At 61.3% G+C, this 16,958-nt stretch carries 12 protein-coding genes; 8 read left to right on the forward strand and 4 right to left on the reverse strand.

Annotated features, from left to right (window positions below):
* Positions 1 to 56 precede the first annotated feature (56 nt).
* The 3 genes from P5706_RS02540 (at position 57) to P5706_RS02550 (ending at position 6,911) form a co-directional block, all read left to right on the forward strand.
* Positions 57 to 3,344 carry a transglutaminase family protein gene (locus P5706_RS02540; RefSeq protein ID WP_285678490.1) on the forward strand — a complete coding sequence of 1,096 codons (3,288 nt, stop codon included), beginning with the start codon at positions 57 to 59 and terminating at the stop codon, positions 3,342 to 3,344.
* 190 nt (positions 3,345 to 3,534) lie between these two features.
* Positions 3,535 to 6,021, forward strand: coding sequence for a circularly permuted type 2 ATP-grasp protein (locus P5706_RS02545; RefSeq protein ID WP_200432008.1), 2,487 nt, complete (start codon positions 3,535 to 3,537; stop codon positions 6,019 to 6,021).
* Positions 6,021 to 6,911 (forward strand): transglutaminase family protein, encoded by an 891-nt coding sequence (locus P5706_RS02550; protein WP_285678492.1) that lies wholly within the window; start codon positions 6,021 to 6,023, stop codon positions 6,909 to 6,911. The genes P5706_RS02545 and P5706_RS02550 overlap by 1 nt, the downstream gene beginning before the upstream one ends.
* Positions 6,912 to 6,957: 46 nt before the next feature.
* On the opposite strand, the gene P5706_RS02555 is transcribed toward P5706_RS02550, so the two are convergent.
* Positions 6,958 to 7,140 (reverse strand): hypothetical protein, encoded by a 183-nt coding sequence (locus P5706_RS02555; protein WP_017138444.1) that lies wholly within the window; start codon positions 7,138 to 7,140, stop codon positions 6,958 to 6,960.
* Between the two features lie 333 nt (positions 7,141 to 7,473).
* Here P5706_RS02555 and azu point away from each other — a divergent pair, with 333 nt between their 5' ends.
* The gene (gene azu / locus P5706_RS02560) at positions 7,474 to 7,920 is read left to right on the forward strand and encodes an azurin (protein WP_017138443.1); all 447 of its coding nucleotides are present in this window, start codon (positions 7,474 to 7,476) and stop codon (positions 7,918 to 7,920) included.
* A 136-nt stretch (positions 7,921 to 8,056) separates the two neighbouring features.
* Here the strand turns inward: azu and nadE are convergent, their stop codons facing one another.
* The 3 genes from nadE to P5706_RS02575 all read right to left on the reverse strand — a co-directional run bounded on the left by nadE (position 8,057) and on the right by P5706_RS02575 (position 11,204).
* Positions 8,057 to 8,884, reverse strand: a complete 828-nt coding sequence (gene nadE, locus P5706_RS02565; RefSeq protein WP_285678493.1) for an NAD(+) synthase — start codon at positions 8,882 to 8,884, stop codon at positions 8,057 to 8,059.
* 3 nt (positions 8,885 to 8,887) lie between these two features.
* Complete coding sequence (pncB, locus tag P5706_RS02570; RefSeq protein WP_110623864.1) at positions 8,888 to 10,102, reverse strand: nicotinate phosphoribosyltransferase; 1,215 nt, start codon at positions 10,100 to 10,102, stop codon at positions 8,888 to 8,890.
* A 214-nt stretch (positions 10,103 to 10,316) separates the two neighbouring features.
* Entirely contained in the window at positions 10,317 to 11,204 is an 888-nt protein-coding gene (locus P5706_RS02575) for a LysR family transcriptional regulator (protein WP_200432006.1), read from the reverse strand.
* A 153-nt stretch (positions 11,205 to 11,357) separates the two neighbouring features.
* Between P5706_RS02575 and amaB the strand changes: the two genes are divergently transcribed.
* The 4 genes from amaB (at position 11,358) to P5706_RS02595 (ending at position 16,958) form a co-directional block, all read left to right on the forward strand.
* Positions 11,358 to 12,848 carry an L-piperidine-6-carboxylate dehydrogenase gene (amaB, locus tag P5706_RS02580; protein ID WP_285678494.1) on the forward strand — a complete coding sequence of 497 codons (1,491 nt, stop codon included), beginning with the start codon at positions 11,358 to 11,360 and terminating at the stop codon, positions 12,846 to 12,848.
* A gap of 167 nt (positions 12,849 to 13,015) precedes the next feature.
* Positions 13,016 to 14,299, forward strand: a complete 1,284-nt coding sequence (gene amaA / locus P5706_RS02585; protein ID WP_285678495.1) for an L-pipecolate oxidase — start codon at positions 13,016 to 13,018, stop codon at positions 14,297 to 14,299.
* A 374-nt stretch (positions 14,300 to 14,673) separates the two neighbouring features.
* Positions 14,674 to 15,810: a branched-chain amino acid ABC transporter substrate-binding protein gene (locus tag P5706_RS02590; protein WP_285678496.1), complete on the forward strand. Its 1,137-nt coding sequence runs from the start codon at positions 14,674 to 14,676 to the stop codon at positions 15,808 to 15,810.
* Between the two features lie 233 nt (positions 15,811 to 16,043).
* Positions 16,044 to 16,958, forward strand: a complete 915-nt coding sequence (locus tag P5706_RS02595) for an ABC transporter permease subunit (protein WP_017136076.1) — start codon at positions 16,044 to 16,046, stop codon at positions 16,956 to 16,958.

The following is a 16,958-nucleotide window of genomic DNA, read 5'->3' on the forward strand; positions in this document are numbered from 1 at the left end:
CTCTGGCATAAGTCTTGCGCGCTTTGTGTCCATGCCCTGGCTCGCAGGAGGCCGCCGTGTCGATTCATGTCGCGTTGCACCACGTTACGCATTACCGCTACGACCGCGCTGTCGAACTCGGCCCACAGATCGTGCGCTTGCGCCCGGCTGCCCATAGCCGCACGCGGATCTTGTCTTACGCGCTCAAAGTGCTGCCCGAGCAGCACTTCATCAATTGGCAGCAGGACCCACAGGGCAACTACCTGGCGCGCTTGGTGTTCCCGGAAAAGACCGACGAACTGCGCATTGAGGTCGACCTCGTCGCCGAGATGGCGGTGTTCAACCCGTTCGATTTTTTCCTCGAACCCTACGCCGAAAAAATCCCCTTCAGCTACGCCGCCGATGAGCAGCGCGAGCTTGCGCCGTACCTGGAAACCTTGCCGCTGACGCCAAAGTTTGCCGCCTACCTGGCGGGTATTGACCGCACGCCGCTGCCGGCTGTGGATTTTCTGGTCGGGCTCAATCAGCGCCTGGCTGCGGATATCGGTTACCTGATCCGTATGGAACCGGGCGTACAAACTCCGGAATTCACCTTGGGCGCGGCTTCCGGCTCTTGCCGAGATTCGGCCTGGCTGCTGGTGCAACTGCTGCGCAACCTGGGGTTGGCGGCGCGGTTTGTGTCGGGCTATTTGATCCAGCTCACCGCCGACGTCAAAGCCCTCGATGGCCCGTCCGGCACCGAAGTCGACTTCACCGACCTGCACGCCTGGTGCGAGGTGTACTTGCCAGGCGCGGGCTGGATCGGCCTGGACGCCACCTCCGGGCTGTTCGCCGGTGAAGGGCATATCCCATTGGCCTGTAGCCCTGATCCTTCGTCCGCCGCACCGATCAGCGGGCTGGTGGAACCCTGCGAGTGCGAATTCACCCACGAGATGTCGGTGGAGCGCATTTGGGAAGCGCCACGTGTCACCAAGCCCTACACCGAAGAACAATGGCTGGCGATCCAGGCGTTGGGCCGGCAGATCGACGCCGACCTGCTCAAGGATGACGTACGCCTGACCATGGGCGGCGAACCGACCTTCGTCTCCATCGATGACCCGGACGGCGCCGAGTGGAATACCGCGGCCCTCGGGCCGGACAAGCGTCGTCTGTCCGCCGAGCTGTTCCAGCGCATGCGCGCGCACTACGCGCCCAAAGGCCTGGTGCACTTTGGCCAGGGCAAGTGGTACCCCGGCGAGCAACTGCCGCGCTGGTCGCTCAATTGCTACTGGCGCCGCGACGGCGTGCCGATCTGGCACAACAGCGCGTTGATCGCCGATGAACAACAGGATTATGGCGCCGATGGTGCGATGGCCGGGCGCTTCCTGGCCAGTGTCGCCGAGCGCCTTAAACTGCCGGCCCGCTTTGTGTTCCCGGCTTTCGAAGACAACTTCTACTACCTGTGGCGCGAAGGTGCGCTGCCGCAAAACGTTACCGCCCAGGACCCGCGTTTAAGCGACGATCTTGAGCGCGAGCGCCTGCGCAAAGTGTTCAGCCAGGGCCTGGATAAAGTCATCGGCCAAGTGCTGCCGCTGGCGCGCACGGCGGCCAATGACCGCTGGCAGAGCGGGCGCTGGTACCTGCGTGATAACCACTGCCGTCTGGTGCCGGGCGACTCACCGCTGGGTTATCGACTGCCGTTGGCCTCGCAGCCATGGGTGACGGCGGCGGAGTATCCGTTTGTGCATCCCACCGACCCGAATCAGGATCAGCCGGAGCTGCCGACCACCGCCCAACTGCAAAGCCACGCCACGCCTGCGCCGAGCGACGAGCGCGAGCCGAAGGTCGACGAATCCGCCGACTGGCTGACCCGCACCGCCTTGTGTGCCGAAGCGCGGGAAGGGCGTTTGTACCTATTTATGCCGCCGCTGGAGCGCGTCGAGGATTACCTGGAGTTGGTGGCTGCCATCGAAGCCACCGCCGAAGAACTGCATTGCCCGGTATTGCTGGAAGGTTACGAGCCGCCATTCGATACGCGCTTGAGCAACTTCCGGGTCACGCCGGACCCGGGTGTGATCGAGGTCAATGTGCAGCCGTCCGCGACCTGGGATGAGCTGGTGGAACGCACCGAGTTCCTTTACGAAGAGGCACGGCAAACCCGCCTGACCACCGAAAAGTTCATGATCGACGGGCGCCACACCGGCACCGGCGGTGGTAACCACTTTGTGCTGGGCGGCGCGACGCCGAAAGACTCGCCGTTCCTGCGCCGCCCGGATTTGCTGCGCAGCCTGATCAGCTACTGGCATAACCATCCGTCCTTGTCGTACCTGTTTTCCGGGCTGTTTATTGGTCCGACCTCCCAGGCGCCACGGGTGGATGAAGCGCGTAACGATGCGCTGTACGAGCTGGAAATCGCCTTCGCGCAAATGCCCGAGCCTGGCGAGGAATGCCCGCCGTGGCTGGTCGACCGGCTGTTGCGCAACCTGCTGATCGACGTGACCGGCAACACCCATCGCGCCGAATTCTGCATCGACAAACTCTATTCGCCCGACGGCGCCACGGGCCGCCTGGGCCTGTTGGAATTGCGTGCATTTGAAATGCCGCCCCATGCGCGCATGAGCCTCACCCAGCAATTGCTGCTGCGCGCCTTGGTCGCGCGTTTCTGGCGCGAACCGTATGCACCGCCAAAACTGGCGCGTTGGGGCACTGAGCTGCACGATCGCTTTTTGCTGCCGCACTTTATCGAGCAGGATTTTGCCGACGTGATCGTCGAGCTCAACGCTGCTGGTTACCCGCTGCGCGCCGAATGGTTTGCCGCGCACCTGGCGTTTCGTTTCCCCAAGGTCGGCGACTACGCCGTCAGCGGCATCGAACTGGAGTTGCGCCAGGCGTTGGAGCCTTGGCACGTGCTGGGCGAAGAAGGCGCCGTGGGTGGCACGGTGCGTTACGTGGACTCATCCCTGGAACGCTTGCAGGTGAAGTTAAGCGGCTTGGCGCCGCAACGCTACCTGCTGACCTGCAACGGCATCCCGGTGCCGTTGCAGCCGACCGGGCGTATCGGCGAGTTTGTCGCCGGTGTGCGTTATCGCGCCTGGCAACCGGCCAACTGTTTGCAGCCGACCATCGCGGTGCACGCACCGTTGGTGTTCGATGTGCTCGACACCTGGATGCAACGCTCCCTGGGCGGCTGCCAGTACCACGTCGCGCATCCGGGTGGGCGCAATTACGACAGCTTGCCGGTGAATGCCAATGAGGCCGAGAGCCGGCGCATGGCGCGGTTTTTCCGCCTCGGCCACAGCCCAGGCAAATTGCCGGTACCGCCTTTGGTGATTAACGATGAACTACCAATGACCCTGGATTTGCGGCGTTTCCCCAATAAGAAATAACCAATCCAAATGAGGGATGGCTTTTGTGGCGAGGGAGCTTGCTCCCGCTGGGGTGCGAAGCGCCCCCAAAGCAGGCGACTGCTACGCAGTCGAACGGGAGCAAGCTCCCTCGCCACAACAAGCCGGCTCCCACATTAGATTGCAGTGAATTTGATTTAAACTGACTTCCCTTGCCTCTGCCGAGCGTTCCATGCCCGACTTGCTCGACCGTTACCCGCTCACTGCGGGCACCTATCACGAACTGCTCGACGACAGTGGCGCGGTGCGTGCCCATTGGCAGCGCCTGCTCGATCACCTGCAACGCAGTACGCCCGTGCAACTGGCCCAGCGCCAGGCGTTGCTGACCCGGCAGATCCAGGAAAACGGCGTGACCTACAACGTCTACGCCGACCCCAAAGGCGCCGACCGCCCGTGGGAACTGGACTTGCTGCCCCATGTGCTGGCCGCCGATGAGTGGCAGCACCTGTCGGCCGGCATCGCCCAACGGGCGCGTTTGCTCAATGCCGTGCTGGCCGACCTGTACGGCCCGCAGCGCCTTATCAAAGAAGGCCTGTTGCCGGCCGAGCTGGTGTTTGGGCACAACAACTTCCTATGGCCGTGCCAGGGCATTCAGCCGCCGGACGGCGCGTTTCTGCACCTGTATGCCGTGGACCTGGCGCGCACCCCGGATGGCCGTTGGTGGGTCACCGCCGACCGTACCCAGGCGCCCTCGGGCGCAGGTTACGCGCTGGAAAACCGCACCATCGTGTCCCGTGCATTCCCGGATCTGTACCGTGATTTGCAGGTTCAACACCTCACGGGTTTCTTCCGCACGCTCCAGGAAACCCTGGCCCGTCAGGCGCCCGGTGATGACCAGCCGCCGCTGATCGTGCTGCTCACGCCGGGGCGTTTCAACGAAAGCTATTTCGAACACCTCTACCTCGCACGCCAGCTCGGCTACCCATTGGTAGAAGGCGGCGACCTCACGGTGCGTGACAGCACGGTGTTCCTCAAAACCCTCAGCGGCCTGCGCCGGGTGCACGCGATCATGCGGCGCCTGGACGACGATTTCTGCGACCCGCTGGAGTTGCGCACCGACTCGGCCCTGGGCGTGCCCGGCCTGCTGGATGCGGTGCGCCAGGGCAATGTGCTGGTGGCCAATGCCTTGGGCAGCGGCGTGCTGGAGTCGCCCGGTTTGCTTGGCTTTCTGCCAAAGATCAACGAGTTTCTGTTTGGTGAGGAACTGATCCTGCCGTCCATCGCCACCTGGTGGTGCGGCGAGGCACCGGTGCTGGCCGAAGCCTTGGAAAAACTGCCGGAATTGCTGATCAAACCAGCGTTTCCTTCGCAAAGCTTCGCACCGGTATTCGGTCGCGATTTGAACGAAGAGCAACGCCTGGTCCTGGCCGAACGCATGCGTGCGCGGCCTTACGCCTATGTGGCCCAGGAGCTGGCGCAATTGTCCCAGGCGCCGGTATGGCACACCGTCGACGACCATCTGCAACACCGTGCCATCGGCATGCGCGTGTACGCGGTGGCCAGCGCTGACGGCTACCGCGTATTGCCCGGCGGCCTGACTCGCGTGGCGGCCGAGGCGGATGCCGAAGTGGTGTCGATGCAACGCGGTGGTGCGAGCAAAGACACCTGGGTGCTGGGCGACCGTGCTGTCGGCGGCGAGCATTGGCGCGCGCAACGGGCGATTGGCGTACATGATCTGGTGCGGCGCGACCCTTATCTGCCGTCGCGCGTGGTGGAAAACCTGTTCTGGTTTGGCCGTTACTGCGAACGCTGTGATGACAGCGCGCGCTGGCTGCGCATTGTGCTGGCGCGCTATGTCGATGGCGACGACCCGCAAGCCTTGCAGGCCGCTGTCGAGCTGGGCGAGACCCTGCGCTTATTGCCGGAGGAGGGCGAGTTGCCCGAGCGCCTGCTTGCCGCTTTGCTTGGCGATGACTGGCCGTCGAGCCTGCGCGCCAACCTGCAACGCTTGCAGTGGGCGGCGTCCCAGGTGCGTGGCAAGTTGTCCCGCGAGAACTGGCAAGCGCTGGTGGAGTTGCAGCGCGAAGCCCTGGAGTTGGAAAGCGAGACCCCGGATTTTGGCGAGTTGCTGGATTTCCTCAACCGCCTGGTGATGTCCCTGGCGGCGCTGTCCGGATTCGCCCTGGATGACATGACCCGTGACGAAGGCTGGCGCTTTTTGATGATGGGTCGGCGCATTGAACGCCTGCAATTTCTCAGCAGCAGCCTCGCCGCGTTCCTGCGTGGCGTGGCGGTGTTTGATCAGGCCGGGTTGGAATGGCTGCTGGAGCTGGGCAACAGCAGCATCACCTATCGCTCGCGTTACCTGGCCGTGCCGCAGTTGATCCCGGTGCTCGACTTGTTGCTGCTCGATGAACAGAACCCGCACGCGGTGCTGTTCCAGCTGAAGCTGGTCAGCCGTACTCTGCGGCGTCTCAATGATGACTTTGGCGTGCCACGGGAAACCGGCCTGGCGCCGTTGGTGGAACGCCTGTCGCGTTTCGACCTGGGCTGCCTGGAGAACCCGCTGTTCGGCGAATCCAGCGTGCGTGCCGCATTGGACGGCCTGGCGGACCTGTTGCAAGCGGTCGCCGATGAAAGCGGGCAAGTGTCGGATCGCCTGGCGTTGCGTCATTTTGCCCATGTGGATGATGTCAGCCAGCAAACGGTGTCGGTGTGATGAGTGCGCGCTACCAGATTTTTCACGATACCCACTACCACTACGACAGCCCGGTGTCCCTGGCCCAGCAGTTGGCGCACCTGTGGCCTCGGCCATGCGCGTGGCAGCGCTGCAGTTCCCAGCAATTGGATATCAGCCCACAGCCGTCGTCGCGCCGTGATGAGCTGGACGTATTCGGCAACCCCATCACCCGGCTGGCGTTCGAACGGCCGCATGATGAATTGTTGGTCAATGCCGGGCTGACCGTGGAAGTGCTGGCGCGGCCGGTGCTGGATTTCCAGCAGTCACCGGCCTGGGACCAGACGCGCGACAGCCTGACCTACAGCAGCCAAGTGCTATCGCCTGAAATGCTCGAAGCCTGTCGTTATCGCTTCGAATCGCCCTACGTGCATTTGAAAAATACCTTCGTCGAGTTCTCCGAAAGTTGTTTCCCGCCGGGCGTGCCCTTGCTGGTGGGTGTGCAGGCCTTGATGCAGAAAATCTTCAGCGAATTCACCTTCGATGCCGAAGCCACCCAGGTCGCCACGCCCTTGGTAGAAGTGCTGGAGCGTCGCCGCGGCGTGTGCCAGGACTTCGCCCACCTGATGCTCGCGTGCCTGCGCTCACGGGGCCTGGCGGCGCGTTACATCAGCGGCTACCTGCTGACCCAGCCACCGCCCGGCCAGCCACGGCTGATCGGCGCCGATGCATCCCACGCGTGGGTCTCGGTGTTTTGCCCGGTGGCGGGCTGGGTGGATTTTGATCCGACGAATAACGTGCAGCCGGCACTCGAGCACATCACCCTGGCCTGGGGCCGTGATTTCTCGGATGTGTCGCCGTTGCGTGGGGTAATTCTGGGAGGAGGGAGCCATGACCCGGAGGTGCGGGTGACGGTGATGCCGCTGGAGTAACAGTGGGTTGGGTTGAGCAGGGAGGGCCTGCTCACCCCAACAAAATTTATTCAGCCGGGTCTTTCGGTGTCTCGGTGTCATCAGCAGCCACTTCACCTTCAGCATCCGGGTTCAGTGCGCCTGCTTCTTCATCTGCAGCGGCTTTCTTGCGTTGCAGCTTTTCCTCTTTCTTCTGCTCCTTGGCCAAGTCTCTCTGACGTTTGGCGAAGGAGTAATTAGGTTTGGCCATGGGCGATCCTCTAGGGTCGAAGGTGAGGGTGGGCGGCGCGCAGCTGCCTTGGGTCGCTATGGTAGCAGCTTAGCAGCGCGATTGGCCTTCACTTACCGCAGGCATACGCGGCCAAGAGGCCGTTGAAGAATTGATTGAAGTGCATGGCAGACGCTCCGGTGGGGGATGGAGCGATCATAGGCGGGTGGCGGTTGTTTGGCTGGTAGATTGTGTTGATCAGTCTGATAGCCTAAAGTTGTATACAATCTGTTGATTTAGATCATAAGAATTTCAGCCTGCTTGGGGCACCCTAGTCGCAATACGCGTTTTTTAAACCCTGCCTTGGAGATTCACATGTTTGCCAAAATCGTTGCTGTTTCCCTGCTGACACTGGCGAGCGGCCAGTTGCTTGCTGCAGAGTGCGCGGTCACTGTTGATTCCACCGACCAGATGTCCTTCAACACCAAAGAAATCACCATCGACAAGAGCTGCAAGAAGTTCACTGTGAACCTTGAGCACTCCGGCAGCTTGCCGAAAAACGTCATGGGCCATAACTGGGTACTGAGTTCCGCCGCCGACATGCCGGGCGTTGCCAGCGACGGCATGGCCGCCGGTATCGACAAGAACTACCTCAAAGACGGCGACACCCGCATCATCGCCCACACCAAGATCATTGGTGCTGGTGAGAAAGATTCGGTGACCTTCGATGTGTCGAAACTGGCTGCAGGCACGGATTACGCGTTCTTCTGCTCGTTCCCAGGCCACATCTCGATGATGAAAGGCACTGTGGTAGTCAAGTAACACCGCGTTATCGTTCATCGCAGGCAAGCCAGCTCCCACATTTGACCGCGTTCCCCTGTTGGAACTCGGTCAAGTGTGGGAGCGGGCTTGCTCGCGAAGGCGATCTAACAAACACCGCCGGACTAACAGGTTTACCTCACGGCGCAAATGGCATGACGCGCTTGTGCTCAGTCTTGCGATACGTGTCGCAGATAATCTTGAACGCTTCCTCACGCACCGGCTCGCCGTGCAGGAACGCATCGATCTCGGCGTAGGTCACGCCGTGTGACGCTTCGTCCGGTTTGCCCGGCGACAGGTCTTCAAGGTCGGCAGTCGGGATCTTCTCGACCAGCGACTCCGGCGCACCGAAGTGCCGCGCAATGGCGCGCACCTGGTTCTTCACCAGCCCGCTCAACGGCGCCAGGTCGCAGGCACCGTCACCGAACTTGGTGAAGAAACCCATCACCGCTTCCGCGGCATGATCAGTGCCGATCACCAAACCACCGGCCGCGCCGGCGATGGTGTACTGCGCCACCATGCGCATGCGCGCCTTGGTGTTGCCCAGCACAAAATCACGCGACACCGCCGCCTTGCCTTCGAACGCCGCCACTTCATAGGCCAGGGATTTAACCGCAGGACCGATGTTCACGGTGTGGCGCTCGTCCGGGTCGATAAAGTCCACCGACGCCTGGGCGTCGTGTTCGTCGAACTGGGTTTCGTAGGGCAGGCGCACGGCGATAAAGCGGTAGGCTTCATCACCCGTGCTGGCACGCAGTTCTTTCATTGCACGCTGGGCCAGCAGGCCGGCGGTCAGGGAGTCGACACCGCCGCTGATGCCCAGCACCAAGCTCTTGAGCCCGGAATTGCGCAGGCAGTCCTGGATAAACCCTACGCGGCGAGCCACTTCGGCCTCAAGGGCGGCCTGGTCGTTGAACGGTGCTTGGACCTTGAGCTGCTGCGCAATCTCACGCTGTACGGCTTGCATGATTCACTCCTTGCTGGAAAGGGCAGGTACTTTGAAAACGTGACGCAAATAGGCGACAAAATTCGGGTCGGTGCAGTGGGTCTTGCCCGCCTCATCGGAAATCTTCGCTACGGGCTGGCCATTACAGGCAGTCATTTTAAGCACGATGCTCATCGGTTCAACACCCGGGATGTCACAGGTCAGGTTGGTGCCGATGCCGAAGCTGACATTAATCCGGCCACGCAGCGCGCGGAAAATCTCCAGGGCCTTGGGCAGCGTCAGGCTGTCGGAGAACACCAAGGTCTTGCTCATCGGCTCGATGCCGAGCTTGTGGTAGTGGGCGATGGCTTTTTCGGCCCATTGAATCGGGTCGCCGGAGTCGTGGCGCAGGCCGTCGAAGAGCTTGGCGAAGTACAGGTCGAAATCGCCCAGGAACGCGTCGGTGGTGATGCAGTCGGTCAGCGCAATGCCGAGCAGGCCACGGTACTCGCGCACCCAGCAGTCGAGCGCGGCGATCTGGCTGTCGATCAGGCGCGGGCCGAGTTGCTGGTGGGCCATGATCCATTCGTGGGCCATGGTGCCCAGCGGTTTCATGTCGAACTCGCGGGCCAGGTGCACGTTGCTGGTGCCGACAAAACGGCCGGGGAAATCGTGCTTGAGCACGCTGACCACTTCTTCCTGCACGCGGTACGAGAAGCGCCGGCGGGTGCCGAAGTCAGCCACTTGCAGCTCCGAGAGTTCTTCGCTGCTGGCATTGGCGGTCAGCCAGTCGAACTTGCGGTACAGCTGTTCGCGGGCCTGTTCGAGGATGACGGTCTGGTAGCGGTAGCGGTTACGCACTTCGCTGACGATGGCCAGCATCGGCACTTCAAACAGGATCACATGCAGCCACGGCCCGCGCAGACGGATAAACAGCTCGCCGTTCTCGATGCCGGTTTGCACATAGCGCAGGTTGAAGCGAAACAGTCCCAAAAAACGCAGGAAGTCCGGCTTCATAAAGCTGATGCGTTCCAGGAAACCCAGCTGGTCCGGGCTCAGGCTCAGCTCCGCGAGGCGTTCGATCTGGTAGCGGATTTCCGCCAGGTACGGGCGCAGGTCTTCACTGTTGCGGCAACGAAACTCCCATTCAACTTCCACGTTCGGGTAGTTGTGCAGCACCGCCTGCATCATGGTCAACTTGTAGAAGTCGGTGTCGAGCAAGTTCTGCACGATGCGATCGGCAAACACACTCTCGCTCATAACGGGAATCTCCAGACGGGTCGGCGATGGGCGCCGGCCTTTACGCACAATTAAGGAAGGGTGCTAGTGGCGCATAGACCTGTGGGGTTTTGCCAGTGATTTTTTCAGTGCGGCCACTGGCCTCATCGCAGGCAAGCCAGCTCCCACACTGGAAATGCGTTCCAAATGTGGGAGCTGGCTTGCCTGTGATGACGGTGGTGCAGCCCAAAAAGACCTAAACCTGCTCCATCATCCACTTCACAAACTCACGCACCTTGGGCACCTCCGCCGAATGCTCCGGATACGCCAGGTAATACGCATCCTGGCTGGGCATTGCATGCTGCCAGGGAATTACCAGCTTGCCGTCCGCCAGCTCTTCTTCGACCAGAAAGCGCGGCAACAAGGCCACGCCACAGCCGACCTGCGCCGCCCGAATGCACATATAAAAGGTATCAAAACGCGGCCCGTGGTAGCTGTGCTCGGTCTGGTAGCCCTGGCTGGCGAACCAGTCATGCCAGCCCTGCGGTCGCGAGGCATTCTGCAACAGCACCAGGTTGCTCAGTTGCGTGGGGTCGGTGAATGGCTGCGCAGGCAAGCTCTCTGGCGCACACACCGGCACCAACTCTTCGCTGAACAGCTTCAGGCTCTCGGTGCCCGGCCGTGAGCCCTGGCCGAAGTAGAAAGCCATATCGGCCTTGCCTTGCAGCAACTCGTCCGGCTCCTGCTCGTTGCACAGGTCCAGGTGGATCTGCGGGTGACGCAAACGCCAGCCCTTGAGGCGCGGCACCAGCCAGCGTGCGCCGAACGTGTAGGGCGTGGACACGCGCAGCACTTCGGTCTCGCCGCCGTAGGAGCGCAGGTAGTGGGTGGACATCTCCACTTGCGTGAGGATTTTGCGCACTTCCACCAGGTACAGATCCCCTGCTGGTGTCATCTGCAAGCGGCGGCGCACCCGGCGAAACAACAGGTGTTGGAGCAATTCTTCCAGCTGCGCGACCTGCTTGCTCACTGCGCTTTGCGTGAGGTTCAGTTCCTCGGCAGCGCGGGTGAAGCTCAGGTGGCGGGTGGCGGCTTCGAAACACTGCAGGGCGGTGATCGAGGGCAAATGTCTTTTGTTGAGCACGGCACGCCTCTTTTTATTCTTTGCATGAGTAAACGGAATGATATCTCGCCTAATCGTCGTTTGTTGGCAAGTCTTGGGCCAGCTACAAATAAGGTCTGGATCGCCGTGTCTGTGGCGGCGCGAATTTTCTGTTTGAGTTTGAAGGAGTGACCCATGGTTGCCGCATTGCTTGACCGTCTCGGGGTAAACCCGGCGCTGTACCAGTCGGGTAAACAGCCCGTGCATTCGCCGATTGATGGCAGCCGTATCGGCAGTGTGCACTGGGAAGGTGCCGCTGAAGTGGAGCAGCAGGTCAGTCGCGCCGAGCATGCATTCGAGGCCTGGCGCAAGGTGCCGGCACCGCGTCGCGGCGAGCTGGTGCGCCAGTTCGGCGATGTATTGCGCGAATATAAAGCCGACCTGGGCGAGTTGGTGTCGTGGGAGGCCGGCAAGATCACCCAGGAAGGCTTGGGTGAAGTGCAGGAGATGATCGACATCTGCGACTTCGCCGTGGGCCTGTCCCGCCAGTTGTACGGCTTGACCATCGCCTCCGAGCGCCCAGGCCACCACATGCGTGAAACCTGGCACCCGCTGGGCGTGGTCGGCGTGATCAGTGCCTTCAACTTCCCGGTCGCCGTATGGGCGTGGAACACCACGCTGGCGCTGGTGTGCGGCAACGCAGTGATCTGGAAACCCTCGGAAAAGACCCCGCTCACCGCCCTGGCCTGCCAGGCATTGTTCGAGCGCGTACTGAAGAAGTTCGACGGCGCCCCCGAATACCTCAGCCAAGTGATCATCGGCGGCCGTGACGCCGGTGCCACCTTGGTGGATGACCCGCGCGTTGCGCTGATCAGCGCCACCGGCAGCACGCGCATGGGCCGCGAAGTGGCGCCGAAAGTCGCCGCCCGTTTCGCCCGCAGCATCCTTGAACTGGGCGGCAACAACGCGATGATCCTCGGCCCAAGCGCCGACCTCGACATGGCCGTGCGCGCCATCCTGTTCAGCGCCGTCGGCACGGCCGGCCAGCGTTGCACCACCCTGCGCCGTTTGATCGCCCATGAGTCGGTCAAGGAAGAAATCGTTACCCGCCTCAAGGCTGCCTATTCCAAAGTGCGCATCGGCCACCCGCTGGAAGGCAACCTGATTGGCCCGCTGATCGACAAGCACGGTTTCGAGAATATGCAGGACGCCCTGGAACAAGCCTTGAGCGAAGGCGGCAAGGTGTTCGGTGGCAAGCGTCAGTTGGAAGACAAGTTCCCGAATGCCTACTACGTGTCGCCGGCCATTGTCGAAATGCCCGAGCAAAGCGAGGTGGTGTGCACTGAAACCTTCGCGCCGATTCTGTATGTGGTTGGCTACACCGAGTTCACCGAAGCCCTGCGCTTGAACAACGCCGTGCCGCAAGGCCTGTCGTCGTGCATCTTCACCACCGACGTGCGTGAAGCCGAGCAGTTCATGTCGGCGGTGGGCAGCGACTGCGGCATCGCCAACGTCAATATCGGCCCGAGCGGCGCTGAGATTGGTGGCGCGTTTGGTGGCGAGAAAGAGACCGGCGGCGGGCGTGAGTCGGGTTCAGATGCGTGGCGCGGGTATATGCGGCGCCAGACCAATACTGTGAACTACTCGTTGGAGCTGCCCTTGGCGCAGGGCATTACCTTCGACTAATCCTCAAGTCGAAGTGCGGTCAGTGTGGGAGCTGGCTTGCCTGCGATAGCGGTGTATCGGTCACCGCCGCTATCGCAGGCAAGTCGAATCGTCGCACCGCAGCTCCCACATTGATTGGGTTTGCAGTTCGGAAATAGTTGTTTGTTGGGTCTCATCGGAGTCTGGCAATGGCACTACGCGAAACATGTTTATGGGAACAACTCACCCCAGGCCGGCCGGACCGCGCTGCGCTCAAGGGCGAGGTCAAGGTTGATGTGTGCGTGATCGGCGCCGGCATCACCGGCTTGTCGGCCGCCATTCACCTGCTGGAGCAAGGCAAAAGCGTCGCCGTGCTGGAGGCTCATCGCACCGGCCATGGCGGTTCGGGGCGTAACGTCGGGCTGGTCAACGCCGGTATGTGGATTCCGCCGGACGAGATCGAAGCCGGTTTTGGCGAGGTGGTAGGCAGTCAGCTCAACCGCATGCTGGGCGCGGCACCCTCGCTGGTGTTCAGCCTTATCGACAAATACAAGATTGATTGCCAACTGCGCCGTGAGGGCACCTTGCACATGGCGCACAACACCCGTGGCGAGGCGGATTTGCGCAGTCGCGAAGAACAATGGAAGCGCCGTGGCGCCCCTGTCGAGCTGCTCACGGGCCAGGCGTGCGAACAAGCCACCGGCACCAAAAAGATCGCCGCCGCCTTGCTGGATCGACGCGCGGGCACCTTGAACCCGATGGCCTACACCAGTGGCCTGGCAAATGCCGCCCTGGGGCTTGGCGGGCAACTGTTCGATCATTCGCCGGTCACGCAACTTGAGCGCCAAGGCGCACTCTGGTCGGTGCAGACCGCCCAGGGCTCAGTGCAGGCGGCGCAAGTGGTGATCGCCTCCAATGCTTATACAGAAGGCGAATGGACCGAGTTGCGGCGCAACTTTTTCCCCGGCTATTACTACCAGGTCGCCTCGGCACCGCTGACGGACGCAGCCGCGCAACAAATCCTCCCCGGCGGGCAGGGCTCGTGGGACACACGCCAGGTGTTAAGCAGCATCCGCCGCGACGCGGATGGCCGCTTGTTGCTCGGCAGCCTGGGCAATGGCAACCAGAAACCCACGTGGTTCCTCAAGGCGTGGGCCGATCGGGTGCAGCAGCATTACTTCCCGTACCTCAAATCGGTGCAGTGGGAGTGCACCTGGACCGGCTGCATCGCCTTCACCCCGGACCACCTGATGCGCCTGTTCGAGCCGGCCCCCGGTCTGGTCGCCGTCACCGGTTATAACGGACGCGGCGTGACCACCGGCAGTGTGGTGGGCAAGGCCTTTGCCGACTATTTGTGTCACCAGGATCCACAGGCACTGCCGATCCCGTTTGCGCCGATGCAACCGCTGGCCGGGGTAGGCCTGCGCAGTTGCCTGTATGAAGCGGGGTTCTCGCTGTATCACGCCGGGCAATGCCTGCGGATCGTGGTCTGATCAGCGAAATACCTGTCAAAAGCCTGCATTTTCTTAGCAGGCTACTAATCTGTATTGGTGCAAGTCGTAGCAATCACGCACTGTAAATGTGCAGTTCCGTTACGCACATTGTTACAGCTGTAGGAACTGTCGTTTAGGCATCCGGTTGCAGGTGCGACCCGTCAGGGTTGTACTTTTTGGATCCATTGGTTGCACCTTTCGATGCTAGACGGTTGCACGTACTGGCAAAGGGAGTCGAAACGCCTGTAATAACAATGACACCGTGTCTTTTTGAAGAATAAAAAAGTAATGGCACGCGCCTTGCTCTGGGCTTTCCTGTGAAAGTTTGACGCGAATTCGTAGTGCCAATAAACAAAAACCTCGGAGCACCACTCATGTCCCAGACGTTTTACAAGAAAGGTTTTCTGGCCCTCGCCGTTGCAGCGGCGTTGGGTGTTTCTGCGTTTGTTCAAGCTGATGTGAAGATTGGCGTGGCAGGCCCGATGACGGGCGCCAACGCGGCTTTCGGTGAGCAGTACATGAAGGGTGCCCAAGCGGCAGCCGATGTGATCAACAAGGCCGGTGGCATCAACGGCGAGCAGATCAAACTGGTTGCCGGCGATGACGCCTGTGAGCCCAAGCAAGCCGTGGCCGTGGCCAACCGCCTGGCCGACCAGGACAAAGTGATCGGTGTTGTCGGGCACTTCTGCTCGTCCAACACCATCCCGGCGTCTGAGGTGTACGACGAAGCTGGCATCATCATGATCACGCCGGGTTCCACCAACCCACAGGTGACCGAGCGTGGCCTGGGCGCCGTGTTCCGCATGTGCGGGCGTGACGATCAGCAAGGCATCGTGGCCGGCGACTACATCGTCGACGTGCTCAAAGGCAAGAAAGTAGCGGTCATCAACGACAAAGACACCTACGGCAAAGGCCTGGCCGATGCTACGGCTGCCCAGTTGACCAAGCGCGGCGTCAAGCCGGTGCTGGAAGAAGGCCTGACCCGTGGCGAGAAAGACTTCAGCGCCCTGGTCACCAAGATCCGCTCCACCGGTGCGGACGTCGTGTACTTCGGCGGCCTGCACCCGGAAGCCGGTCCACTGGTTCGCCAGATCCGTGAAGCCGGCCTCAAAGACGTCAAGTTCATGTCCGATGATGGTGTTGTGACCGACGAACTGGTGGCCACCGCTGGCGGCGCACAATACGTAGACGGCGTGTACATGACCTTCGGCGCCGACCCGCGCCTGCTGCCAGACAGCAAAACAGTGGTGGAAGAGTTCCGTAAAAACGGCACCGAGCCAGAAGGCTACACCTTGTACGCCTACGCCTCGATCCAGGCTCTGGCCGCCGGCTTCAATGGCGCCAAGTCCAACAAAGGCGAAGACGCCGCCAAGTGGCTCAAGGCTCACCCGGTGAAAACCGTGATGGGCGAAAAAGCCTGGGATACCAAGGGCGACCTGAAAATCTCCGACTACGTGGTTTATCAGTGGGATAAAGACGGCAAATACCACCAGTTGGAAAAGCAGAAGTAAGCCTGAGCGCCACATAACCCATGTGTGAGCGGGCTTGTTGTGGGAGCTGGCTCGCCTGCGATACAGGCACCTCGGTACTTCAGTAATACCCAGGTGATGCAATCGCAGGCAAGCCAGCTCCCACACAGGGCCCGCTTCCACAGGGGAGTGGTGTTGATATCAAGATCTGTCTTTTCCTCCAGAAGCTCCGCACACCCACCCGTGTGCAGGTGCTCACCGCGTGAGATTGCGTTATGGATGGTATTTTCCTGCAGCAACTGGTCAACGGCCTGACCCTCGGGTCGGTCTACGGCCTGATCGCCATCGGCTACACAATGGTCTATGGCATCATTGGCATGATCAACTTCGCCCATGGCGAGGTTTATATGATTTCCGCTTACCTCGCGGCGATCAGTCTGGCACTGCTGGCTTACTTCGGCATCGAATCCTTCCCGCTGCTCATTCTCGGCACTCTGATCTTCACCGTGGTCGTCACCGGCGTGTACGGTTGGGTCATCGAGCGTGTCGCCTACAAACCGCTGCGTAACTCCACCCGGCTGGCACCGTTGATCAGCGCCATCGGTATCTCCCTGATCCTGCAAAACTATGCGCAGATCGCTCAGGGCGCGAAACAACAAGGCATTCCAACCCTGCTGGCCGGCGCCTGGCGCGTCGATATCGGCACGGGCTTCGTGCAGTTGACCTACACCAAGGTGTTTATCCTGGTGGCCGCGTTCCTCGGTATGGGCCTGCTGACCTACATCATCAAATACACCAAGCTCGGCCGCATGTGTCGCGCCACCCAGCAAGACCGCAAGATGGCCTCGATCCTGGGCATCAACACCGACCGCGTGATCTCCTACGTGTTCGTCATCGGTGCCGCCATGGCCGCCCTGGCCGGCGTGCTGATCACCCTCAACTACGGCACCTTCGACTTCTATGCCGGCTTCATCATCGGCATCAAGGCGTTTACCGCAGCGGTACTCGGCGGCATCGGCTCCCTGCCTGGGGCGATGTTGGGCGGGATTATCCTGGGGATCTCCGAGTCGCTGTTCTCGGGGTTGATCAACTCTGACTACAAAGACGTGTTCAGCTTCTCCCTGCTGGTGGTGATTCTGATCTTCCGTCCTCAGGGCCTGCTTGGTCGCCCACTCGTGGCTAAGGTGTAA

The organism is Pseudomonas sp. ChxA, assembly GCF_030263855.1.
In the GTDB taxonomy this organism is placed as follows: Bacteria; Pseudomonadota; Gammaproteobacteria; order Pseudomonadales; family Pseudomonadaceae; genus Aquipseudomonas; species Aquipseudomonas fluorescens_CB.

Bases quoted from the DNA above. Each gene is read 5' to 3' on its own strand.
- P5706_RS02545 (WP_200432008.1), top strand. From the start codon at position 3,535: ATGCCCGACTTGCTCGACCGTTACCCGCTCACTGCGGGCACCTATCAC.
- P5706_RS02550 (WP_285678492.1), top strand. From the start codon at position 6,021: ATGAGTGCGCGCTACCAGATTTTTCACGATACCCACTACCACTACGAC.
- P5706_RS02555 (WP_017138444.1), bottom strand. From the start codon at position 7,140: ATGGCCAAACCTAATTACTCCTTCGCCAAACGTCAGAGAGACTTGGCC.
- azu (WP_017138443.1), top strand. From the start codon at position 7,474: ATGTTTGCCAAAATCGTTGCTGTTTCCCTGCTGACACTGGCGAGCGGC.
- nadE (WP_285678493.1), bottom strand. From the start codon at position 8,884: ATGCAAGCCGTACAGCGTGAGATTGCGCAGCAGCTCAAGGTCCAAGCA.
- pncB (WP_110623864.1), bottom strand. From the start codon at position 10,102: ATGAGCGAGAGTGTGTTTGCCGATCGCATCGTGCAGAACTTGCTCGAC.
- amaB (WP_285678494.1), top strand. From the start codon at position 11,358: ATGGTTGCCGCATTGCTTGACCGTCTCGGGGTAAACCCGGCGCTGTAC.
- amaA (WP_285678495.1), top strand. From the start codon at position 13,016: ATGGCACTACGCGAAACATGTTTATGGGAACAACTCACCCCAGGCCGG.
- P5706_RS02590 (WP_285678496.1), top strand. From the start codon at position 14,674: ATGTCCCAGACGTTTTACAAGAAAGGTTTTCTGGCCCTCGCCGTTGCA.
- P5706_RS02595 (WP_017136076.1), top strand. From the start codon at position 16,044: ATGGATGGTATTTTCCTGCAGCAACTGGTCAACGGCCTGACCCTCGGG.